Here is a 23,985-nt window from a genome sequence, read left to right on the forward strand (position 1 = left end):
TACTATAATATGGCTATAGGTTCTTTTATTAAGTACTATATTGCTTTATTAACTAGATAATATCATGTTTGAATTTTCTTAACAATGGATAAAAAAAACTAAAAGTATAACAAATCAAACTTATTGGAGGTTATATGGAACTGATTAATTTTGCATGTCCACCGCTTCCTCATTTTGTGGTAGCTGGAAGTGCTAACTATGGCGAAAAGAATGTCCACCCCACACGCAAAAATGTTGGTGTCTTTGACTTGATTTTTGTAGTAAGTGGTAGACTGTATATAGCAGAGGAAGACACAAAATATATTTTAGAAGAAAATCAATTCATTATTTTGTCCCCAGATACACGGCATATCGGCTATAAACATTCACCAACCTCAACTAAATTCCACTGGCTTCACTTCCAGTCTCATGGTGAATACATAGAATCTGATAAAGAAGTTATGATACAACCTTTAGAATTAGCTATACATGTAAACTCTTTTAGACCAGAAAGTCCTTTTAATATTGCCATACCCAAAACTGGTGAATTAGTGCCACTTGTAGCAAAAGAAATTGAAAGCTATCTAAAAAGCTTGGCTACCATCCATGTTGATTTAGAGAATGAACGAATTTCTATTCAGGAGCTTGATATATCAACCATGCGACAGCAAACCATTTTTATGAACATATTAGATACTCTCTCTTACTCTACACAAGATTGCCAACCAGACATACCGACTTTAGTAACGAACTATATTAAATCAAACTTCTCAAAGGCTTTTACACTGAAGGATATGGCCAAGGAGTTAAACTTTCATCCCAACTATATCACAAGAGTAATGAAGCAAAAGATGTCCATTACTCCCATGGAATTCCTGATGACTTATCGCATCAATTACTCAAAGTACCTCATGTCTCATGGTAACTTTCCCATAAAAAAAATAGCGAAGGATTCTGGTTTTCAATCCCCCGCTTATTTCTCTAAGATTTTTAAGGCTAGAACAGGTATGCTTCCGTCTGAATACTACGCAAAAATTCACCAATAGCTTATTGAGTAATTTAGTTAGCCTTCTGCTAGAAAATATTAAAAAACGAGAAGTTGATTACCTTCTCGCTAGTTTTTAAAGTCTATTCTATTTTGACAAGTATCTCATAAACTGTTTGTAAGTCTTCCTCTGATAGATTTAGAGAAAGCTTTAATATTTCTTGATCAGCAGTTTTATGAAGTTCACGGCCTGAGTCTGTAATTGTTATATAAACAACCCGTTGGTCTTCTTTACTTCTTTCTTTAATAATGTGTCCATTTTCCATTAACTTATTTAATGACCTAGACACATTTGGACTTTCATCAATCATAAACTGTTTTATTTGGTTAACAGTTAATTGACCAGTTGGCACTTGTGAGAGTATATGAAGTATATTCAGTTGTGTATAGGATAAATTCATTGGCCGTAGGCAACGATCTACTCTAACATTTTGTTCCTGTGCAATGCATTGGAGTAGCCCCATCACTTTATGTTCTAGTTTCATATCTGAATGTATAATTAATTCCTTTTTCGCCATAGTCAACCACACTTTCTTCAAGTCTCAGCAATTTAAATTCGTTATTTTATACTAATGTTACAGTATTTCGAAAGTGATGTCAAATATGCTAAAAGAATGCTTTTCTCTATCATTAGCAAATAAACTCATCTATTAATCTTCTATTTTCATATAACGCACAACCACCTTCTGCTTCTGTTAACAGATGATGATTTTCTCTTATTTTTTGGAGCATTCTAGATTTTAATGCAACTTTCAAAGATACCTCTTTTAAACTCACATCAGAAATTGGAGCAAAAGGGCACGCCTCTAAATTACCAGTACTACTTATATGTAAAAACCCTCTACCTGCCGCTAAACATCCACCAAAGTATTCCTCGTCTCCCGGTAAAGGAATAGCTAACATAGAGTAGTTTTTACTCATCGTTTTCATCTGTGTAATCAAATCTTCTTTTTGTTTTAGACTTAGACATAACTCTTTATCGCCATTACAGGGTACATACTCGATAAAGAATACTGCTCTACAACCTCTTTTTTCTAGATTGCATAGATAAGTATCATTAATAACCATGTCAAAATTCTGACTGGTTAATGTAATTGAAGAACCAAATACTATTTTGTTTTCATCAAGCTTCTCCATAACTGACATAACATTATTGTATACACCTTTACCACGTCTTGCATCTGTAGCTTCTTCATCACCTTCTAAACTGAATGCTAATACTAAGTTTTTAATGTTTTTCAATTGTTCTATTTTTTTATCATCAACTAGCAGTCCATTTGTAAACATGACAAAGAGTGTATCAGAATATTTTTTAGGAATATCTAAAATGTTTTTCTTAATTAGTGGCTCCCCACCAGCTATCATGACAATACTTACACCTAAATCGATTCCTTCTTGGACTATACGATCTATATCTTCTACAGTCATTTCATCTTCTTTGACTCTATTCTGAGTACAAGCATAACAACCTGCACAGGTTAAGTTACAATCATTTGTAACACTCGTAATCAGTATTGGTGGTACAGTAAGATCATCACTTTCTACTAGTTCAGTTCTTATTTTTTCTTGTCGCTTCAGTTTTGCAGCAACTTTTGCGTATGCTTTTAAATAATTAGATCTACCTGCTAAAAATTTTCTATTCTCCATTAAATTTTTACTTATTGCATTGTTAAACAGTTTTATACCATCCATTTAATCTGCCTCCTTTTATAATGCTCGATTAAACTATACTTCTAACTTTAGCCTACCAGAAAATTGAGTTTGACACGCTAATCTATAACCTTCTTTTATACCCGATTGCCCTATTTTTTTAATTTCTTTTTCTGTCGGTCGAGATACATTGCCATCTATTACTTTTACTAAACATCTACCACATATCCCTCTTTTACAGAATGATTTAATTTTTATGTTTTGCTCTTTAGCAATTTTTAATATAGTCTCTCTATTATTACTTGTTAACGTCACAACATTACCTTTCATCTTCTTGCCTCCTAATATATTTATATTTTAGCATAATTATTAATGATTTATATAAATTTTATAAATTCAGTTATAAGTAAAACTTATTTTAAATATATACTTTTGGTTCTTTTCTTCTATCACGATACTGCACAACATTATTAACAGATTTAATCATCGTTTGACTTGCTGATTTTATAGCCTTTTTGGGGCATACATTAGCACATCCATAACATCCAATACACTTGCTTCTATCAAATTCAATCTCATCATTTAACGTAATAGCTTCTACAGGACAGTGTTTAACACATTTACGACATTTTATACAAGCATCTGATACAGATAACTCATTCATGGAGTAAGGAAGTTTTCCTCCTATTCCAGGTGCTGCAGATATGAGAGCACATTTAATAGTAGAGAATGTCCCTTCATCAGGCCAGTCGATTTTAAGTTTAGTATTAAAGCTATAATCTTTTCTAACAACAACCTTTCTATATATATCTTCACCAAACTTAATTTGTACTTTTTCATCCTTTACATCAGGTCTACCTGTAGCAACCTTTGATGTGAATGAATATTGACCTATAAAGCCTCCTCCTGCTACCATTTTAAAACCTCTTGCTTCCATTGCCTTTTTTAGTACAATAAGACCTTTACCAAAGTAACCATTACCACATGTAACTGCCCCCACAAATGGAGTATCATTACCATTTAATGAGCTAATAATCTCACTTGGAAGACCAAATAGTTTACTGGCTGTAGGCATACCAATTATGATTAAATCATTCTTTGTAAAGTTATAGGTTTTTTCTCTATTCTCTCGTCTTAACATGTCATGTTCTATAACTTCAACATTCTTAATTCCTTTTGCAATATTCTTCACTGTTTTTTTTGTAGTTCCACCTGGACTAAAATAAACTAAATGAACTTTCATACAATCGCCTCTTTCATTTATGGTTGCATTGACTAGGAGAATCTTATTATTCATATAGAATTATTAATTCAAGGATTTATCATCCAAGGATTACAAATATGATACCATACACGTAATTATATATCAAGGATTATATTTTTGTAATAATCACATATTTTTCTACCTTTCAATATTTAATTGTGATATATGTAAAGAGGAGAATAGGCATTCTAATCTACTTTAGAATGCCTATTCTCCTCTTATTTTGAATCATTACAATACCAATATACTATTGTTATTTTGTTATATATTTTAGAAACCTTTAAGCTATATCTTTAGTCCTTTCTTTCCAATTCTTAATTCTTAGTTTGAGATCATCAATTACCGATCTATATTCTGTATTTTTCACGAGATTATTCATTTCGTAAGGATCTTCATTAAGGTTGTACAATTCGTCATCTCCAATTGTACTCCAACTGTATTTCCATCCTTCAGGTGTGATAATAGTCCTTACAGGGTCACCTAAGGATTTAACAATTTGATCTCTTTCTCCTACTTTAAGAGAAGATTTTGGGACCTTTGCACCACCAACAACATCACCAAAGCCACCATTCATGCCATTCCATTCAATAAATACATCTTTCTCAACAAGCTCACCCTGTTCTTTTAGAAATGGTATAAGGCTATATCCTTGCATAGTATTTGGTATATCTTGTTCCATAGCATCTAATATGGATGGAACTAGGTCTATCTGACTTACAGGTTCGATAATTTTTTTACCATTGTTTTCAAGTCCAGGTATTCTCATTAATAAAGGTACTTTCACTGCTTCTTCAAACATAGTACATTTAGCCGTTAATTGATGTGAACCCATCATATCACCATGATCACTTGTATAAATAATAATTGTATCTTCTAATAAGTTAAGTTCTTCTACCTTGTCAAGTATTCTACCTAGGTGAGTATCTACCAGACTTACCAAGCCCCAATAATTTGATATTAATTTTTTCCAGTCACCTTCAGTTTTTAAACTTAACCCACTGTGCCCATTATCGTATAATGCTTGTTTAAAGGCAAGTAATTTAAGTGGATGATCATCTCCTAGTTCATGATGAAAATTTGGTGGAAGCTCAATATCCTCTAAACTATACTGATCATCTCTACAGCTAAAATAGGGCATATGTGGTTCAAAGAAATTGACATATAGGATAAATGGATTACTATCATTTTTTTCTAAAAAATCTATTGCTTCATTAGCGAGATAAGCAGGTTTACTCAACTGTTCTGGAAGTCTTGCTGAAAATTGCCTACTAAAGTACCCCTTATTTTTAACATCTGGTTTCATTCCCTGCTCAATAAGGAAGTTATTATAACTGCTTACCTTACTTTTATCTTTACCTTCAGAATAATACTGGTTATATGTATCTTCAATACTTTTCCACTCATCAAATCCATGTTGATTAAACACTTCATCTCCTAGATGCCATTTACCATAATAAGCTTTTCTATAAGACGATAAATCACCCATTTCAGTTAAACAAGGGGTTTCATGCTGTAAAGGAATATTATTCTCTGTACACCCATTCGTATGTGGGTATAAACCGGTCATTAATGTTGATCTTGATGGTGTACATACTGGTTGTGTTACATAAGCTTTCTCAAAGATAAAACTTTCTTCTGCAAGTCTATCCATATTAGGTGTTTTAATCTTACTATTACCATAGCATTTCATGGTATTAACCGCCTGTTCATCTGTAAATATAAATAATAAGTTCTTTTTCTTCACTGTAAAACCTACCTTTCTTCTCAATCAGTCTATTCATATTACTTGTATTACAGTATAATGATATCAAGAATGATTATTCAATTACTCACACATCTTACTTAATATATAATAAATCTTATTATTTGAGGAGGTAAAAGAATGGTCCTCGATGAAAGTTATATTTATACTTTTGATAAAAATAATTATTTAATGAAAGTTATGCATGAATGCATACAACAGAAGGACATCCCGTATAGAAGTACATCAACACATTGCTTCCGCATTATACTCATACAAGATGGTGAAGGTTCTGTAGTAATTAATAATGATAGATTGGACATTATAAAAAATGATATTCTTGTACTTAACAACACTGAAAGTTATAAGATTAATTCTTTAACGAATAAAGAATTGTCCATATTTACGCTGGTATTTGAACCATCTTTCGTAAGTTCCTTAGATAATTATTCCTTTGACTTAAAATATCTTAAAGTTTTCATAGATCGTAACAATGATTTTAAGAATCTAGTTTGCCGCGATAATACTGCTACAAAAAAAGTACTCTTTTTGATATTAGAAATCGAAAAAGAGTTCCACAATAAAAACAAAAATTATAAATTAATGTCCAAAGTACATCTGCTACATATACTTGTTCTCTTATCTCGATATTATCATTACATCAATAGAATGCCTCAACAAAATCCATTTACTAAAGAGAAAATTCTTAGTGTCTGCAAGGTAATTAACTATATGAATGAGAATATTGCAAGTTCTATTTCCTTATCTGAACTAACTCAGTTAAGTAATATGAGTCAATCCAACTTTGCAAAAGCATTTAAGGAGTTAAATGGGATACCACCGATGGAATATTTGAAAAGGAAACGTATTTCTTATGGCATTCAACTTTTAACAAATACTGATAGAACAGTACTGGATATTGCCTTATCATGCGGATATAACAACACTTCCAATTTTAATAGAACTTTTAAACAACTTGTTGGAAAAACTCCAAGAGAACTTAGAAAGTGATACATGAATAAGCAGCCAATAATATTATTAATCATTGGCTGCTTTATCTTACTCAATAATTATCATAACACCATAGAAACCTTTGTAAAACTTCCATTTCTACTGGTTATCACCCCTCTTTATCCTAGCCACTTATACATTTCTACTTGGCTGATTGGATCTTTTTTCATCCGATAATGATTAGCAAAAGTATGTATTTGAGAGTTATTCGAATAGGTTAATCGTAAGACTTTTGGTTTTATCTCTGTAATGATTTTATTTAATAAAGCTTTAGCATATCCCTTATTTCGATATTCAGGATGTACCCATAGATAGAATATACGAGTGTTAGTAGCGGTAATACCTGCAACAATGTTCCCATTATCTTTTACTCCATAATAATGACAATCCAAATGTTTAAAATAAACAAATTCTCCTTGCCATGGTAAATGAGATAAATCTATTTTTCTTAACTCATAAATATCATCGAAGGTCATCATCTTAACTTTTTTCTCAAGAGAGTTATCATCTATTTTCAAAGGATTCTTACCTTTTAAATCCCATGAACGATAAGTTAAATTGTATACCTTTTCAAATCCCATTTTTTTATAAAACCCTATTGCTCGATCATTGCCATCAATGACTTCCAGAAATAATTGCTTACATTCAATTTCTATACCAGCCTTTTCATGTAACTCCATCAATGTCTTTGCCAACCCTGTTCCTCTTTCTTTAGGAATTAGTGCCATTGCTCCACATCGTAGAGTTTTGAAATTCTCGCCTGTTTTAATACCACCTAAAATAATACCAACTGGTTTATCTTCTCTGAAAGCTATATACGATAATTCTCTATCATTACCTTCTGCTCCAAAGAATCTGTTTATAAACGAGATCTCATCCATTTTGACCTGAATCATGTAATCCGCAAAACCCTCTGTAAAAGCTTTAAATATTTGTGTATCTGATACTTCTGAGCATTTTTTAATTAAGTACATCTAACCTCTCCTCTAAAACCATTAACAATTTATATAATTATTGTAATTATATCACAAACAAATACAAAAGTATCTACGGCTCTAAAGATAATAGTTTGTCCATAAGGTTTTATTTTTGAATCTATTGAATATACTCTTAACGGAGGTGTTTCAAATGGTAACTTTTATTAAGGATCATGATCTCAGAAATATTAAGCATAAACTTTTATTACTATATCTTCTTAATGTGACAGATATAGTTTTTACCCTACTACTTATTAATTCAGGGTTTTATCGTGAAGTAAATCCAATAATGAATCAATTTATCTCTTATGAATTGTTTAGCATTCTATTAAAGGTTATTTTACCTGCAGGTCTATTGCTATATATATCACTTAGAATAAGAAAAGCTACTGAACATCAATTAAGACTATCTAATATCCTCATTAATCTAATTACTTCTATTTATGTCATCATTAATATTTTACATTTAATCTGGTTTTGTTTATTAGGGGTAAGTTTAATATTTTGATAAGGTTAATCACAATCGAACCTGTGATTTTTTAAATTTTATCACTTTAAATCGATAAATTATCTTGAAATATTCTGTAAATAACTATATAATGCTATATAATACATTTGCACACATTACATAAAAGGAATGATTAAAATGAGTTTGAAGCTTATACAAGAAATCCCTTCCCCACAAACAATTTTCAATGAGCTGCCAATGCCTAAAAATTTAAAACGCATTAAAGATCATCGTGATAGCATAATCAAAGATGTCTTTACAGGTAAAAGTGATAAATTTGTCTTAATTATAGGGCCTTGTTCTGCTGATAATGAGGATGCAGTATGTGAATATATCAGTAGGCTTGGTAAGATTCAGGAAAAAGTAGAAGATAAGATAGTCATTGTACCAAGAGTTTACACCAATAAACCACGCACCACAGGTGAAGGCTATAAGGGAATGGTCCATCAACCAAGTCCTACAAAAAAATCCGATATGTTCAAAGGTATCATTGCTATGAGAAAAATGCATATTAGAGCCATCAATGAATCTCATTTAACTTGTGCTGATGAGATGCTCTATCCTGAAAACTATGCTTATCTTGATGATATTTTAAGCTATGTTGCAATTGGTGCCAGATCCGTTGAAAATCAACAACATCGTTTAACCGTTAGTGGTCTAGAAATACCTGTCGGTATGAAAAATGCTACTAGTGGTGACATTACCGTCATGCTCAATGCTATTAAAGCTGCTCAAATAGAGCATACTTTTATTTTTAGAGGCTGGGAAGTAGAAACCGATGGTAATCCTCTTGCGCATGCTATTCTTCGTGGTGCAGTTAATCGCTATGGAAGAAACATAGCCAATTATCACTATGAGGATATCATTGATTTACTTACTGAGTATGATAAAATGAACTTAAAAAATCCAGCTATTATCATTGACACAAATCACGCTAATTCAAATAAGCAATATATGAGGCAACCCAAAATAGCTCTTGAGACTATCTATAACATGTTCTATGATGATGATGTCAAACGACATGTCAAAGGTTTAATGATTGAAAGTTATCTTGTTGGTGGAAGACAAAACGTAGGCGATGGTGTTTATGGACAATCCATCACAGATCCTTGTATTGGATGGGAAGACACCGAGAGATTGATATTTAATATTGCAGATAAACTATAATATCTCATACATTGTACGCACACATAAATTCTAGTAATTAAAATAACACAAAAATAATTTCATTTTATGGTAATTATAGATTCTTTATGGTATATTTATTGTAATACATTAACCCCTTTTTGGAAGGAGTCTATAATGAAATGTACACTGGTCAACCACAAATTAGTGCAAAAAAGTGATGCTTTAGTACCTTGGTGGAGCTTTGGTAAAACAGCCTTAGCTACGTGTGTATTGAAATTAGTTGAAGAAAATCAATTATCTTTGAGCAAACATTATTTTGGACAAGCTGGAACACTGGAGCAAGTTCTCCGCCATGAAAGTGGTCTTAAAGATTATTATTGTAAAGCATACCTTGAAGCTGTTGAAAGAAATGAAATACCTTGGACTTTTGATGTACTTCTTGAGAAAACAAATAGTCAAATACTATTGGGTCCAGCTGGCAAACAATTTCATTATTCTAATATCGGATATTATTATATTCGAAGGCTCGTAGAAAATACTATGGATATGCCTTTAGAGAAAGCACTCTACGCTTTAATTTTTGATGAATTAAAGATTAAAGATGTTTTTGTAGCGATAAACCCAGAAGATTTAAAGGTTTGTACCCAAGGCATAAAAAAAGAATATCATCCCAGTTGGTTATACCATGGCATGATCATTGGTTCACTGAATAGTGCTTGTATCTTTTTAGATTATTTGGCTTCAGGGAAAATTATTTCTTCTGATATGTTAGAGCATATGAAGGATGCTTACATGATACCATTTGATATCGGTAATAGACCTTGGCAGAAACCGGGCTATGGATTAGGCTTGATGATTGATGCAGTTGAAGGAAGGTTTCATTCCTTTGGTCATACAGGTTCAGGTCCTGGTAGTACAATTGCGGTTTACCATTTCCCAAATGTAAACAGTGGTATGACGGTAGCTGCAACCTCCGAAAGTTCTGATCAAAGTATCGTTGAAAACAAGGTTACTAATCTAATCAAAATTCATTAGAATATTAAAATAGCCTCAAATGCCTATCTCTATCACCACAGATTGCATTTGAGGCTATCTTCAATTAGCTTTCAATTTCTCTAAAACTAATTGATACTTAGCTTTTGTTAAAGGATAAAAAAGTATTGGAATAAGTGATAGTAATATTAAAACAGCTGGTACTAGAGTAAATATGCCATGCATACCAGTTAATGTTTCTTTTGATTGGATAGCATTAGGTATATAGTCTATCACTGTTAGTAAATATCCAAGTATAATACCCGATAACGAACTTCCTGCTTTTACAACAAAAGTCTGTGTTGACCACATAATTCCTTCTGTTCTGCTACCTGTTATTGATTGGATATAGTCAATAGTTTCAACCATCATCGAAGGCAATAGGACTTCAGTAGCTCCAAAAGTTAATGATACGAGAGCCAATACCCCCATAAATACATACAGGCTATTATAGCCAACTAAAAATAAACTAATATAACCAATGACTCTTACAACCATAAAGAAAATGCAAAGGTATTTTTTATCAAATCTTTGTGCTAACTTAGATGCTATAAATATACTTCCCAACATAGGAATGATAATCGTTAAACTCAATACTGGCATCAGGTTAGCATCACCAAGGTTATATGTGGCATAATAAATTGAAACAGCTGTAACAAGACCATCTACAATTGTTATAAAGATTTGACTTAACAATATTAATAATAAGGGTTTATTTATCAACAGAGATCTTAATATGTCCTTGACCTTTAGAGCTCTACTATTATTGTGAACTCGTTCTCTTGTTTTCAAAAACATTATAATCATACCAACAGCCATTATTCCAGCGTATAGCATGCCAACATAGCGAAAAGTTTCTTCCCCCCCTCCAAATACATCGAATAATGGTACAGTTATTACTGTTACCAATACGAAGCTTAATGGAGCAATTGCTTTACCTAAAGATATTATTTTCGTTCTTTCATAAGGATATCTCGTCATACTTGAAGTAAGACTCCAAAGAGGGATATCAGATATAGTATATATCATTCCAAATAGAATATAGGTTATATATGCCCATAAGACTTCATTTTTGAAAGGACTCGTTGTGAACAGTAGAAAAACACTAAAAAACATAGGTATTGCAACAAATAACAAGTAAGGACGAAACCTTCCCCATCTACTCTTAGTTTTATCCGTTACAATCCCCATGATAGGATCGTTAACTGCGTCCCAAAGTCTTGCAACGAAGAAGATTATTCCTACAGTGGTTGAAGAAATACCTATGTAGTCCGTGTAATAGATCATCACATAGGCACTTATATATGCAAATACAAGGTTCTGAGAAAAAACACCAAATACAAATGATCCCTTTTCCCCTTTACTCACTTCATATTGATTATCCATCCCTAGACTTCTCTCTGTCATTATCTAGCACCCCCTATGTTTTAATTGAACATTCAATTCGTAGATTAATTGATCTAATTGCTCATCCGAAACAAAACCTTTGGTAGCTTGACTTATATTCCTTAATGGCATATATTTTATAGAGTTTTCCAATTCCCGATGGTTAATTATATCTTCTTCATTGACCATTAATTGGCTACTAAGTTCATTCATTGTATAATTAATTATATCCAGTAGTACAGGTATTTGAAGTAGTGCGCCAACAGTAGTATTTCTTGTTACAACAGGGTATTTATAATCAAATGCATCGATATCTACTCTTTGCTGATAAACAATATTTCTTGAAGATTGACCGATATATATTGTATTTTCACCTGTAGCATATGCCCACTCATCTATATCTGAGTTAAAGTATCTAAAATCACTCAATGGAAGCTTGCATTGAAAATGATAGGTCTCATTTTTCTTAATAGTTACTTTATCGAAGTACTTAAGCTGTTTAACAGGCTGAATCGCTTGTTGTACATTAAGTCCTATATATATTTGTACGACCTCTGCTCCATCATAATTACCAGTATTTTCAATCTTACATGTTACGGAAATACTCTCTTCATCTTTTTCAATATCAAAATCACTGTATTGGAATTCAGTGTAACTTAAGCCATATCCAAATGGGAATAAGACTTCCAATTCTTTTTTATCATAATAGCGATAACCAACGAAGATTGATTCATTATACTCAACCCTTTTCTCACTACCACGGTGTAAGTAGCTTGGAGAATGTGCTAATTTAATTGGATAAGTCTCATTTAGCCTTCCACATGGGTTCTTTTTACCTAATAAAATATCTGCGATAGCTTTTCCTGTACCCTGCCCTGAGAGATTAGCTTGTAATATTCCATCAATCTGATTAACCCACGGAATTTCTACCACAGATCCTGTTTGTAAGACTAATATTATTGGTTTATTTAACAATATAAGTGACTCAATGAGATGTCTTTGACATAAAGGTAAATCTAAGTTCTCTCTATCATAAGATTCTGCTTCATCATTAGAGAATAGTCCAGTAAAAACAACGATTTTATCCATTTCTCTTGCTTCATCTAAAACATCATTGATCATTTTCTGATTAACTTCATGGTTATTTAGGGAATAACCTGGTAGATACTTGATTCCCTCAACTAAGAAATCACTGATAGAATCCATAAACATTGGATTGACTCTTGATGAACCACTTCCCTGATAGTTGTGCTTCTCCATTAAACTGCCTACATAAAGAACTTTATCAGTGGATTGTAGTGGCAACCTTTGATTTTCATTTTTCAGCAATACAATAGCTTCTGTAGCTACATCTCTAGCGAGTTCATGGTGCTCCATATAGTTAACGGGCTCTACTGCTTTTTTGATTGGATTATCACACCGTTCTCTTAATGTGTTGAGATTATTAAATGCTCGGTTGATTGCGTCTTCGCTAATATCACCTTGTTCATAAGCATCTTTTAGTTTATTGTAACTATAGTCACCTACGGTAGGCATTTCTAAATCCATACCATTAGCTATGCTCTTAACGATATCATTAACAGCAAACCAATCAGAAATAACTAACCCCTCATACCCCCATTTTTCTCTTAAGGTTTCTGTTAAAAGCCAATGATTCTCACAACAATGGGACCCCATCAACCTATTATAAGCACTCATTACTGTCCATGGATTAGAGCCATCAATAACATCTTTAAAAACTTTTAAATAGATTTCTTCTTGAGCTCTTCTATCTATTATTGTATCTATTGACATCCTATAAGCTTCTTGATTATTCCCAGCAAAGTGCTTTAACGATGAACCTACCCCATTCTCTTGCAATCCTTTGATATATTCACTACCTAGTTGACTTGCTAAATAAGGATCTTCTGAAAAGTATTCAAAGTTTCTGCCACATAATGGATTGCGTTTAATATTCACTCCCGGTCCTAGTAAAACATCTACTCCTTCACAAATGGCTTCTTTTGCAATAGCAGCTGATACTTGTTTAACTAGCTCTCTATTCCATGTGCTAGCAAGTGCTGATGCTGTGGGAAAACATGTAGCCTTCTTGCTATCAGTCATCCCCAAATGATCGCCTTTACCTTCTTGATACCTAAGCCCTGTTGGTCCATCTGAAAATACAATTTCAGCAATCAATTCACCATAGGTACGCCATTCATCTTTTCCATTTAACTGCCTTATCTTTTCATATATGTTAGTTTGACTACTCATTTTACTCTCTCCCTTCATCTACTACTAGCATACATAATTTATTCGTGATACTATTGTATATATCAACCGTTTATAGAACAAATCCATCTCCATGGAGGTTTTTATGATTAACTCTCTTACAGAAATACAAATGACTATAGAATTATTTTGGTTAGCCACAGGTTTACCTATCAGACTTTATAATGAAGAAAAACTACTAATTACTGAAAAACTACTTCCCTCCCAACAAAGCATATATGGTAAGTGTTTTGATGAAGTTTTAGAGCACTTTTTTTCATATAGCAAAGACATTCAGTTTTACACAAATCTATTTGCTGAACATTATATCTATCAGAACTTTACCTTTCAAGATAAAACTTATCATCTTGTTTGTGGTCCAGCCATCAGCCATAACTATGATGACCAATTTATTATGCAAACTTTGGAGAATGAACAGGTCTCATTTGCAAAACTTCAAACGTTGCGACTTTACTTCAACTCCCTGCCAAAATACTCTTCCATTGCTATGAGAAAAATTCAACCTTTGCTTTATCATCAATTAACAGGTAACTATATGACTTTAGATGACCTATTTAAAAGAGAGAGTATTCTGGATAAAATTGAGTTTCAGAATACATCCACTACAGATTCTCTTGGCTATCATCACTCTAGTATTAAATCTTATCTTATCCATGACGCTATAAAAAATGCTGATAGAGAGGCTCTTCATGAGATACTGCTTCTACCTGATGACGGTCCTTTCGGTATACTTTGTAAAAATAACCCACTTCGCTCCTATAAGAATCTTTTTATTACAACGGTGACCGAAACAACTTTAGCTGCTATAAGCGGTGGTGTGGATTCAGAAAGTGCCTACACTTTAAGTGATACTTTTATCCAATTTGTTGAAGAAGTAGAAACTTATGAGGAAGTAACTGACTTGTTTATAGATATGCTCAATGCATTCATTGATTTAGTAGAAAAAAGTAAACGCCTTACCTACTCAAAACCTGTCTATCTCACAGTTGATTACATAAACAAATATTATTCACAGAGGATAAGAATCTCAGAACTAGCTGCAAAAGTACATTTAAGTGAAAGTCATCTTCTACGACTATTTAAATCACAACTAGGAGTCAGTATAAAGGATTATATAACTCAGACAAGAATTGACAAAGGGAAAAAGTTACTTAAATATACCCAGTATAGTATAGCAACAATTAGTAACATGACGGGCTTTAATGATCAGAGTCATTTTACTCGAATGTTTAAGAAGCAAACTCAGTTAACCCCCAAAGCATACAGAGAATCTATTCAAGTAATTTGAATCTATCGCAACTTATTTGCAGTACAAACGTGGCTATGTTACCCTATCAAGTATATGTAGGAAAATATGATTCCTTGCGAGTAAACGTAGTACTTTTCCTCAATATAAAAACAACCCCTCAAGTCCTTACTTTTAGGGTTGTTTTGATTCACTATGATACTTTTCTATGTTCCTAATTAATTTTTCTGTTTCCACATCTGTACTAAGAGCAGACAATGGTATAATAATGGCACTGATGGCACTGTCGTAAACTAATATATGTTTATCAGATATCACAACTCTATCAACAGTAGTCCATTTTATAGCTGTTTGCTCATAGTCATTTGAACGATTAATCCCCTCTTCATTTACTAATAAAGTCGTCTCTGCTAGCAAGCTTCTATTATTACCTTCTGATAACATTTTTAAAACCTGCTTTCTTAATCTTTTTCAATAATTTTAGGGTAAAATATAAACCACAAAATACTGGTCACACTGAAAATAATACTCCAATACCATAATGGGATTTTTGTAATCTTATACACAGGATAAATCCCTATCAGAAATACAATAGGACCTATTAATCTCAGCAATAAAATAGATCTTTTTAGGGTCTTTGATGTTTTCATATGATAACTATTGAAATCAATAAAATCCTGCTCCGTCAATTTAAATATTATTTCCATAATCACGCCCCCTTTTAAAATAATATTGTAATTAACCACTCATATTTAACCCCTATATTTTATCGTTAATCCTTTTAAGAAATTTCTAATGTATCTATCACCACATACTCTATAATTCCTATGTTCTTTTTTTCTAAACAATGCACTTAATTCGCTCTTTGTTATTGAAACACCGGCTGATTCTAAGATCTCACTCATATCTTCACTGGTCAAGGATAAGGCAATTTTCAGCTTCTTAAGTAAAACATTATTTATACTTTGACCTTCTTTTGTTAGAAATTGTGGTCTATCTGCTTGTCCTGGCTTATTATCTTCTCTTCCTCTCTTAAAGATAATAAGACCATTTAAGAATGATTCTAACATAATATCATTACATTCTATATAGTTATCGTTGTCAACTATATCAGCATGACTATTAACATCAGAATGACTACTTTCTTCTGATTTTCTTAGTATTTTAAGTAAATCCTCTTTTGTCGTTTTAAGATTTCCAAGTTTAAAAATCTCAACCATTTCACTATCTTTTATATCGAGAGCATATCTCAGTCTTATGAGTATATCATTATTGTTCATACAAAAACCTCCAGTTACTATCTTTAAATATCATTTCATTATAGCATATTATGCTACATATTACGTAGTTTAAATTATTGAATGTTTTTGACTTAATTCATGAGATACAGTAAAAGCTGTACGTTATGCGTACAGCTAAACCGACTCCCCGTCATTATAATTCCCTTCAATGAATTAATGCTTTGTTGTATTTTTGCTTTTATCTATATTTAAATTGAGTTAATCTAAATTTTAGGAATCAACCGTCTTATTGAAGTGTATTTTATTAATACGTGAGTCAATGCAAGGACAATAAACCCTATCATAAGTGCTACAAAATCAATTTGCTCATTAGCACCTATTAGTAGCATGCTCCATCCATATATAACCCACTGAATGATATAGACATCTGTAACATTTTCACTCCAATAGAACAATAGCTTAGAAATTCTATTTTCCCTCATTATGGTTATCTTATTTATAAGAAATTCACAAACTAATAACCATAGAAAAACGAAACTTATAATCATAAAACTTGCTCCTAATCCATATCTGGAATAATCCGATGCTGGGAAAAGATCCAGTGTAAGAAAGCCAATGACTCCTATTGCAATACCCCAAACAAGCAAATGTTTTTTTGTTTGATTAGATAATGATACATGCAATAGGTGTGGGCTCAAATACATGCCTAACATTGGGTATATGCACCATGAAAAGAATGGAAAAGCTACATTACCGCCTGCACCCCATAAAAGGTCAAAGATAACGTTTCCACTCCCCCATAGATATGGTGAGACAAGTAAAATTACAACAATTAATACTGGGAATATAAATTTATTCTTAGCAAACTTTCTTAAAAAAGCCGCCATCATGAAAGAAAGTCCTGCAAGTTGTAAAATATCCACACCAAAAAACATTGATATAGCTCCTTGTTCTCCAGCTATTAGCATAGGAAGTGTAAAACGAAGTAAATTTAATGCATACCCCAATCCTAAAAGCTTAACTCCTCTTAAAAAGACATCTTTCGAACTTTTTTTTGATTTCATTATAAAAAGACCCATAATAAACATAAACACGGGAGCTGCTGGAGCAGTTCCTAAAAGTATAAAGATGTTCCCAATGATTGTATTGCCTTCTCCCCCAGTAAGTTCATGTATAATCATAGTATGTTGCATGATCATAAAGAATATAGCCAAGCCTCGCATAAAATCCAAATAATAAATCCGATTAGACTCTTTATAATTTCTATTCAAATTCCTTACCTCCTAGTGTACTGTAGTTAGTTACTTCATTTATTGATTATAAACCCTAGGTCAGACCTAGAGTCAATACTTAACTATTAACCTATTGCTATAAATGAAATCAATACAAAAAAAGAACAATTCAATTTTTAATATCGAATTGTTTATATATAGTCTATTTAATTTTCATTTATTAAAGCCTGTATTTCATAATATATGTGATGGTTATAGCATATGGAAAGCATGGTATTATCTTGAACAATAAGCTTCCCAGTAAGATTAAAACCATTATTATAAGCATATTTCAAAAAATCCCTTGCTACTTGAATGAAGACTTCATCCTTGTCTGCAAGAAAAGAATAACATAGATACTTTCCATCTTTTAGTTTATAAGAAGTTTCAGGACTATTCTTATCTACTTCCATACATATATATGCCCTATTGTCATCATAAAGAGTAATCATATCTGTTTGATATAAACTTGTAAACTCCTTAAAGTGATCATAGAATTCCTTAACTGTTGTTGTATCTTCATAATTGATATCATAGACTTGTTGAATATTTCGTTCTTCCATTTCTCTAATAATATAATCCTCTTTTGAGTTGCGCATATTATTTAATTTATCAACGAGATCCATGGTGAAATCTCTTAAAGTAGTAAGCTCTTTTATTTGCTCATTAAGATCAGTTACTTTAGAATTTAATAAATTAATATAGTCTTCTTCTTTATAATTTTTAAAACACTTATCAATATCAGCTACTGAAATATCAAATTTTCTTAAAACCAAAATATGAGCAAGTCTATATATTTCGTTGAATCCGTATAATCTGTATCCATTTTGTTCTACTCTTTTTGGCGATAGTATACCTTTTTCTTCAAAATATCTTAATTGATGGATAGATACATCCATCAATTTAGCAAGTTCTCCTATAGTAATTAAATCTCTCAAAAATACTTCCTCCCCAGATATACTCAAAACTTACTAAAAGTTAATTACAGCATATAGTATAGGTAAAACCATGTCAAGACACAAAAAGTAAAACTAGTAAATGATCTCTTTCAAAACAAAATCATCTACTAGCTTTAATAAACATCTATATTTGTTTAATTCCTAGTTTTATAGTTACTTGGACTCATCCCAGTTGATACTTTAAATGCTCGACTGAAGTAGTGAGGATCATTGTACCCTACCATAGCACCAACTTCACTTAAGCTCAGGTTAGGTTGGTGCATCATAATCTCTTTAGCAAGTTCAATTCTTTTCTTTGTAATGTATTTACTCATAGAAACACCTGTCATTTTTTTAAACAGGCGAGATAAATAAGTGTAATTATAATTAAAGCGCTCTGCAATATCTTCTACTCGATCTATGGTTATAAAATTAGTGTTAACATAGTCCAGTATTTCCTCTTGGATATTGTCACTATGATCAGTGGCTTTTCTAAAATAGTTATTCAAGCAAACCATCATTTTATCTTTTATATCACTGTGATCTCTCGTATAATGTAGTTTTCTAAAAAGCTCTATCCTTAACTTATCAGCTTCTTCTGTATCAAAGCCCTCCAAATATAACTCTAACACTTGCAACATACTAACAAGTGCTTTTTCATAGTGTTTCTGACTAATCTCAGCTTTTCCCATGTAATCGATGATGCCTAATAGTTCTTCTTGTATTTTGCTATAATTCTTGGCCTTTACTGCGGTTTTAAAATTTTGATCAATCCGTGATTTAATACTGTAGCGCAATTCGCTATCTACCACTTTTTCATCTTGCTCAAGTATAAAGAAGTTTACCTTTGTTGGTACTAATCGTTGATGTAGAAGGTTGCGTAAGCGCTGAGTATATCCCCATATCTCTTCTCTCACAATACCTTCTTGATGAGTACAAACAGTAATGGGCATGTTCCATAGCTTCTTTTCAATTTTTCTTATTATCCTTCTTGCTAAAGCTTTTGGATTGCAATCATGATCTTGACCCACAACAATAACTTTTTCGTTACTATAATACTCATCTACCAATACCCAATTAGGTAGATGAAGTTCTTCAAATAGCTCTTTCCAATCAGAACTGTTTATGTGATCATCATAATAACGTCTTATTTCTTCATCCATGGGATCATGGCACAGATTATTTAAACATATCAAAAAAACACAGTACTGAGAGTTGTTTAAAGAATTGTCCCCATTTTCAGGTATAATAATCTCTCTTTGACTATGGCTTCTTATAGTTGCTATTATATTTTTACGTATTTCTGCTATAACATCCACAATCTTCTCTTTAGCAATAGGCTTAAGTAGGTAGTTAAAAACACCATACTTTATGGCTTGTTGAGCATATTCAAAATGTGAAAATCCACTGATAATAACTACATATATGTTTGGAAATTGCCTCTTTATCTCCCTAGCCAATTCTAACCCATCCATCTTTGGCATCTTTATATCTGTAAAAACAATATGAGGTCGATGCTTTGAAATTAATTTTAAAGCATCCTCCCCATTATATGCCGTAGCTACTATCTGTGTGGCATCATCCAATGATAATATACTCTTTGAAATATTTTGAATGATTCTTTCTTCATCATCGACGATTATTATCTTTAATGGATAGAGCTGGTTCATCATTATCGCTCCACCTTTCCACCTATTTCAATACAACTACCCTCTTCTACTTCTTTATGAATCCTAAAATACATGCTTTCTCCATAAAGAAGTTGTAGACGAATATAGATATTCGGTAATCCCATACCATCAATTTCTAGACTCACTTCCCTGTAATTTTGCCCCATTTCCTTATTGAGTTCCATAATGTAGTGAATCGTATCATCATCAAATCCATTCCCATCATCCAAGACCTTAATACGCCAAAAATTATTGATTAAACTCCCGGAGATTTTTATATGAGCACCTAGGTCTTTTTTATACTTTAAACTATTCTCTACTAAAGGTTGAAGTATTAACTTTGGCACATAAATGTCCATCATCTCTAAAGGTATATCCCACTCAACATCAATCTGGGAAAACCGTTCTTTCATAATAGTCACATATTGATCTACATGTCTAACTTCTTCTGACAATAAGACTAAATCATCGCCATCAGTGGATATATATCTCAACATACTGGTTAGAGAGTGACATACGTTAGAGACTTTATCATGTTCTTGCTCTTGACTTAAAGCATCAATGGTCATGAGTGTATTATACATAAAGTGGGGTTTGATCTGAGATTGCAACGCTATAAGTTTTGATTGCACTTCAAATGATTCTAATTGTATAATTTCCTCTAAGGACGCTCTAAGCTTTTCTTGCATATTCTTTAGTGTTTTTTTCAATACGTCGATTTCATATATATCTGTATTAATGTCTTTAAAATTATATTCTTCTTTTTTTAAGTCTAATTCAATACGATCTACTTCATTGCAGATAGCATTTAAAGGTGTAGTTATTTTGATTGCAATACGATAAGTAATAAACATAAGCAATAGATTTAGAAGTATAAAGACACAAACAGCTATCATTAAGTACTGCTTCAAAGAAGTATTCATAAAGGTTCTTGGTGTTGAGGTAACCATATACAGATTAGATGAAAGTAATGAACTAACATAAATCATTTCATCCTCTTTTCTATAACGACCTAGACCAATGCCTTGACTGTCTTGAAAATCATCTAACTCTATAAAGTCATCTTTACCATAAATAACACGTCCATTTTCATCAAAAAGATATACCCTTATGTCTTCTTCGCTCTTACTCACAATATCTTCTATAATTGTTACTAACCTATTATAGGGTGCATGGACCTCAATATATCCTTCTGGTTTATGAAAAAGATTATTGATATTAATGGTTCGAATAACAGCAATGGTATCAGTTTGTTCATTAGATACAGTTTGATCATAGGACTTTACAATAGGATGCTCAGTAATATGATCTATATTTAATTGTCCATAAGGTGTGTACTTCTTATAAAAATGATGATCTTTATCCGTTTCAGTTATGAAGTAGTTATTCCCTAGCCAAGTGAAGTGACCCTCATTATCATAGATACCAACTTGATATTCTTTATCAATCATCTTATATGCCATTAAATAAAGGTCTTTAAAATAACCACTTACACTTTCTTTATTAGAATAGGCATCAGGTAAGTCCCTAATGGTTATCTCCTTAAATTGCTTGGAATTCACAAGAGTCATAGAGAAATCATTCATATCTACAAAGAAATTTTCTATATTTTTATTCATGCTTTCTAGGAGCTGTTCCTGCGTTACTCGCAATTTTTCATTAATATTATTGCCTATGTAAAATCCGAATACAATTAACAAGGTAGAAAAGAATAAACTATAAAAAATGATATATACTTTAAATAACTTTGTTGATAACGTCATCTTTTTCATAGAACCCTCACCTACCATAGAATAGTTTCTTTAAATATCTATTATAACATATTCTCTAGCCTTTAACAGCACCAGCAACCATTCCAGAAATGATATATTTCTGTCCAATTATATAAACGATGAGAATTGGTAGTATAGCATAAATAATCGTTACACTTACTAAGTTCCACTGAGCAGTAAAAGTCCCAAAGAAATTATAAACTTGCTGAACAATAACCGCTTTATCTGGGTCTGGCAATAGATATAGTGGTATAGTAAAGTCATTCCACGTACTTAAAAAGTTAATCATGATAACTGTTACAGTTACAGGCTTTAGCATTGGAAAAATTATACTGAAAAATATTCTGTAGCCACCTGCCCCATCCATTATCGCTGCTTCATCTAACTCTGTGGGAATGCTATTAATAAAACCATAATAGAGAAAAACACTTAAGGGTATAATTAACGCTGTAAATAGGATGATTACACCTAAACGTGTATTGTACAAGCCAAAGATACGCATAACTTTTACAACTGTCACCATATTGACTGGGAACATAAGTCCTAATGAAAAATATATATAAATCCAATGATTAATTCTTGTTTTATTTCTAGCAAGTACAAAGGCGCATATCGTTGAAAAGAAAACACTTAATGTTACAGAAGATACACTCAATATTAAGCTATTCATATAGGATCTTGGAATATTTCCAATTTCCCATACTGTTACAAAGTTCTCCCATTCAAAACTACTGGGCAAACTCAGACTCATGTTAAGTGCAGCATAATCAGTTTTGAATGCATTTAATACAACTATAGTAAAGGGGACTAACACTACTAAGGTTAAACACCATGCTAATAACTCTTTGACTATAAGGTATAATTTTCTAGCTAATTGATAATGTTGTTTCATGATATCCCCTCCTAGCTATCCACATCTTTATTAGTTACTTTTAAGGCAATTAATCCAAATATGGCTGTAATAACAAATACAATAACTCCATAGGCTGCAGACATACCGTAAAGTTTTTTACCAAACTCTTTGAAGACAATTGTATTAATCAATTCTGTTGATCCAGCTGGCCCACCACCTGTTAATACAAAAATGATATCAAAGGCTTTTAATCCTTGTGACAAGTTGAGTAGTAGATTAATTGCAAATGATGGTAGCATTCTTGGTATGGTAATATGAATGAGTTGTTGAAAAGCAGAAGCTCCATCGATAGAAGCTGCTTCATAATACACTTTATCAATGAGCTGTAAACCTGCTAGATAGATAACCATGTTAAAACCAGTTTGACGCCAGATTTCTACAAACATGGTTGTGCCTAATGCGGTTGATTTTGTCGTAAGCCAAGGAACTGTAATATGCCCAAGCCCAATACTCGTTAATAACTGATTAACAAAACCATTAGACATAAATAGAGAACCGAATATTAATCCAATAATTAATGGCGATAACATGGAAGGTAAAAAGAATATGGATCGCAATGTATTCTTTGTCTTCAAACCCTTATTAAAAAGTAACGCAAGATTGAATCCAATGACATTCTTAAAGACTGTTGTCACTAAGCCAAAATAGATTGTTCTAAATATGATAGCTGTTAAGGTTGGCGTTGTGAAAATCTTTTTAAAGTTATCGAAACCAATAAATTTTGCTACCTCACCTGATAACTTAATGGCATTCCAGTTTGTTAAGGAATAATAAAAGCCAAGAATTACTGGGAGAATAAAAAATACGCTGTAAAAAATCAATGCTGGAGCTGCAAATTCCCATCGATATATTTTTTTCTTCATCATTTTGTAGTTCCACTCCCAATCTATTTAGAAAAGTTTGTAAAAGAGAAGGGGATATTTCCCCTCTCTTCTCCTCTTA

Annotated in this window: 23 protein-coding genes; 6 read left to right on the forward strand and 17 right to left on the reverse strand. The window is 32.1% G+C overall.

Going from position 1 to position 23,985, the window contains the following annotated elements:
- The first annotated feature begins 134 nt into the window (after positions 1–134).
- Complete coding sequence (locus tag C1Y58_RS07375; protein ID WP_105615369.1) at positions 135–1,025, forward strand: helix-turn-helix transcriptional regulator; 891 nt, start codon at positions 135–137, stop codon at positions 1,023–1,025.
- A gap of 82 nt (positions 1,026–1,107) precedes the next feature.
- Here the strand turns inward: C1Y58_RS07375 and C1Y58_RS07380 are convergent, their stop codons facing one another.
- The 5 genes from C1Y58_RS07380 to C1Y58_RS07400 form a co-directional block, all read right to left on the reverse strand.
- A complete protein-coding gene (locus tag C1Y58_RS07380) occupies positions 1,108–1,542 on the reverse strand; it encodes a MarR family winged helix-turn-helix transcriptional regulator (protein WP_207655723.1) in 435 nt (144 codons plus the stop codon).
- A gap of 112 nt (positions 1,543–1,654) precedes the next feature.
- Positions 1,655–2,716 carry a radical SAM protein gene (locus C1Y58_RS07385; RefSeq protein ID WP_105615371.1) on the reverse strand — a complete coding sequence of 354 codons (1,062 nt, stop codon included), beginning with the start codon at positions 2,714–2,716 and terminating at the stop codon, positions 1,655–1,657.
- Between the two features lie 33 nt (positions 2,717–2,749).
- Positions 2,750–3,004, reverse strand: coding sequence for a 2Fe-2S iron-sulfur cluster-binding protein (locus C1Y58_RS07390; protein ID WP_105615372.1), 255 nt, complete (start codon positions 3,002–3,004; stop codon positions 2,750–2,752).
- A gap of 88 nt (positions 3,005–3,092) precedes the next feature.
- Positions 3,093–3,917: an EFR1 family ferrodoxin gene (locus tag C1Y58_RS07395; protein WP_157950002.1), complete on the reverse strand. Its 825-nt coding sequence runs from the start codon at positions 3,915–3,917 to the stop codon at positions 3,093–3,095.
- A gap of 301 nt (positions 3,918–4,218) precedes the next feature.
- On the reverse strand, positions 4,219–5,682 hold the full coding sequence (locus C1Y58_RS07400; RefSeq protein WP_105615374.1) for a sulfatase-like hydrolase/transferase: 1,464 nt from the start codon (positions 5,680–5,682) through the stop codon (positions 4,219–4,221).
- 138 nt (positions 5,683–5,820) lie between these two features.
- On the opposite strand from C1Y58_RS07400, the gene C1Y58_RS07405 reads away from it, so the two are divergent.
- Positions 5,821–6,690, forward strand: coding sequence for a helix-turn-helix domain-containing protein (locus C1Y58_RS07405; protein ID WP_105615375.1), 870 nt, complete (start codon positions 5,821–5,823; stop codon positions 6,688–6,690).
- Positions 6,691–6,809: 119 nt separating this feature from the next.
- Here C1Y58_RS07405 and C1Y58_RS07410 read toward each other — a convergent pair whose 3' ends face one another.
- Positions 6,810–7,664, reverse strand: coding sequence for a GNAT family N-acetyltransferase (locus C1Y58_RS07410; protein WP_105615376.1), 855 nt, complete (start codon positions 7,662–7,664; stop codon positions 6,810–6,812).
- A gap of 154 nt (positions 7,665–7,818) precedes the next feature.
- Here C1Y58_RS07410 and C1Y58_RS07415 point away from each other — a divergent pair, with 154 nt between their 5' ends.
- From C1Y58_RS07415 to C1Y58_RS07425, 3 genes are all read left to right on the forward strand, one after another.
- Positions 7,819–8,175, forward strand: a complete 357-nt coding sequence (locus C1Y58_RS07415) for a DUF5658 family protein (RefSeq protein WP_105615377.1) — start codon at positions 7,819–7,821, stop codon at positions 8,173–8,175.
- Between the two features lie 138 nt (positions 8,176–8,313).
- A complete protein-coding gene (locus C1Y58_RS07420; protein ID WP_105615378.1) occupies positions 8,314–9,342 on the forward strand; it encodes a 3-deoxy-7-phosphoheptulonate synthase in 1,029 nt (342 codons plus the stop codon).
- A 135-nt stretch (positions 9,343–9,477) separates the two neighbouring features.
- Complete coding sequence (locus C1Y58_RS07425) at positions 9,478–10,338, forward strand: serine hydrolase domain-containing protein (RefSeq protein WP_157950003.1); 861 nt, start codon at positions 9,478–9,480, stop codon at positions 10,336–10,338.
- A 60-nt stretch (positions 10,339–10,398) separates the two neighbouring features.
- On the opposite strand, the gene C1Y58_RS07430 is transcribed toward C1Y58_RS07425, so the two are convergent.
- Positions 10,399–11,742 (reverse strand): MFS transporter, encoded by a 1,344-nt coding sequence (locus C1Y58_RS07430; protein WP_105615380.1) that lies wholly within the window; start codon positions 11,740–11,742, stop codon positions 10,399–10,401.
- 3 nt (positions 11,743–11,745) lie between these two features.
- On the reverse strand, positions 11,746–13,974 hold the full coding sequence (locus tag C1Y58_RS07435) for a beta-glucosidase (RefSeq protein ID WP_170311548.1): 2,229 nt from the start codon (positions 13,972–13,974) through the stop codon (positions 11,746–11,748).
- Positions 13,975–14,077: 103 nt separating this feature from the next.
- Between C1Y58_RS07435 and C1Y58_RS07440 the strand changes: the two genes are divergently transcribed.
- Positions 14,078–15,280, forward strand: coding sequence for an AraC family transcriptional regulator (locus C1Y58_RS07440; protein ID WP_157950004.1), 1,203 nt, complete (start codon positions 14,078–14,080; stop codon positions 15,278–15,280).
- A gap of 132 nt (positions 15,281–15,412) precedes the next feature.
- Here C1Y58_RS07440 and C1Y58_RS07445 read toward each other — a convergent pair whose 3' ends face one another.
- The 9 genes from C1Y58_RS07445 to C1Y58_RS07485 all read right to left on the reverse strand — a co-directional run bounded on the left by C1Y58_RS07445 (position 15,413) and on the right by C1Y58_RS07485 (position 23,909).
- Positions 15,413–15,682 carry a YcxB family protein gene (locus C1Y58_RS07445; RefSeq protein ID WP_105615383.1) on the reverse strand — a complete coding sequence of 90 codons (270 nt, stop codon included), beginning with the start codon at positions 15,680–15,682 and terminating at the stop codon, positions 15,413–15,415.
- A 17-nt stretch (positions 15,683–15,699) separates the two neighbouring features.
- Entirely contained in the window at positions 15,700–15,945 is a 246-nt protein-coding gene (locus C1Y58_RS07450) for a hypothetical protein (protein ID WP_105615384.1), read from the reverse strand.
- Positions 15,946–15,990: 45 nt separating this feature from the next.
- Positions 15,991–16,518, reverse strand: coding sequence for a YehS family protein (locus C1Y58_RS07455; protein ID WP_105615385.1), 528 nt, complete (start codon positions 16,516–16,518; stop codon positions 15,991–15,993).
- Positions 16,519–16,742: 224 nt separating this feature from the next.
- The gene (locus C1Y58_RS07460; protein WP_105615386.1) at positions 16,743–17,750 is read right to left on the reverse strand and encodes an acyltransferase family protein; all 1,008 of its coding nucleotides are present in this window, start codon (positions 17,748–17,750) and stop codon (positions 16,743–16,745) included.
- 167 nt (positions 17,751–17,917) lie between these two features.
- Complete coding sequence (locus C1Y58_RS07465; protein ID WP_105615387.1) at positions 17,918–18,688, reverse strand: helix-turn-helix domain-containing protein; 771 nt, start codon at positions 18,686–18,688, stop codon at positions 17,918–17,920.
- Between the two features lie 155 nt (positions 18,689–18,843).
- Positions 18,844–20,361, reverse strand: coding sequence for a response regulator (locus tag C1Y58_RS07470; RefSeq protein ID WP_105615388.1), 1,518 nt, complete (start codon positions 20,359–20,361; stop codon positions 18,844–18,846).
- A complete protein-coding gene (locus C1Y58_RS07475) occupies positions 20,361–22,130 on the reverse strand; it encodes a cache domain-containing sensor histidine kinase (RefSeq protein ID WP_157950005.1) in 1,770 nt (589 codons plus the stop codon). Before C1Y58_RS07475 ends, C1Y58_RS07470 begins: the two co-directional genes overlap by 1 nt.
- Before the next feature lie 55 nt (positions 22,131–22,185).
- Positions 22,186–23,022: a carbohydrate ABC transporter permease gene (locus C1Y58_RS07480; RefSeq protein ID WP_105615390.1), complete on the reverse strand. Its 837-nt coding sequence runs from the start codon at positions 23,020–23,022 to the stop codon at positions 22,186–22,188.
- Positions 23,023–23,033: 11 nt separating this feature from the next.
- Positions 23,034–23,909 carry a carbohydrate ABC transporter permease gene (locus C1Y58_RS07485; protein WP_105615391.1) on the reverse strand — a complete coding sequence of 292 codons (876 nt, stop codon included), beginning with the start codon at positions 23,907–23,909 and terminating at the stop codon, positions 23,034–23,036.
- Between the last annotated feature and the right edge of the window lie 76 nt (positions 23,910–23,985).

This window comes from Vallitalea okinawensis (genome assembly GCF_002964605.1).
GTDB classification, from domain to species: domain Bacteria; phylum Bacillota; class Clostridia; order Lachnospirales; family PQDH01; genus Vallitalea_A; species Vallitalea_A okinawensis.